Source organism: Serratia sp. ASV30 (assembly GCF_016428815.1).
In the GTDB taxonomy this organism is placed as follows: Bacteria; Pseudomonadota; Gammaproteobacteria; order Enterobacterales; family Enterobacteriaceae; genus Chania; species Chania fonticola_C.
Genome location: NZ_JAELTL010000216.1, coordinates 1 through 397, shown reverse-complemented (window position 1 = coordinate 397; position 397 = coordinate 1). Strand labels below are relative to the sequence as shown.

Here is a 397-nt window from a genome sequence, read left to right as displayed (position 1 = left end):
GTGCGGGCTAGACCGTACCTATGTGAGTGGGGTAGAACGAGGGGTTAGAAATCCTACATTAGAAGTGATAAATGTACTTGCTACCGGTTTGTCTATAACAATAAAAGATTTTTTCGTTTAATTCCTTTTAAAATTACACTAGTGGAAAAAACAAAACTAATTTGAGGAATATTTTATGAAACAGCAATCACTTTCCATTGCACCTATAGCAATAAAAGAAATAGATAACATTAGTATGGGGATTCTCCCGAATGGGGAAACTTTCCTGTCTCTTCAAGGATTAGCCCGATTTTGCGGAATGGCTCCGAGTTCAATAATCCAGCTAGCACAAGATTGGGAGAAAGGAGAAGCTCAAGGACGCCAAAGGGGAAGGCAGCTAGAGGAGCTCATAAAAGAA

Annotated in this window: 2 protein-coding genes; both read left to right on the top strand. The window is 39.5% G+C overall.

Annotated features, from left to right (window positions below; translation table 11 throughout):
* A partial coding sequence (locus JHD74_RS26145; RefSeq protein ID WP_199063925.1) for a helix-turn-helix domain-containing protein occupies nucleotides 1–121 on the top strand: 121 nt, incomplete at its 5' end.
* 54 nt (nucleotides 122–175) lie between these two features.
* A partial coding sequence (locus JHD74_RS26785) for a hypothetical protein (RefSeq protein ID WP_370592721.1) occupies nucleotides 176–397 on the top strand: 222 nt, incomplete at its 3' end.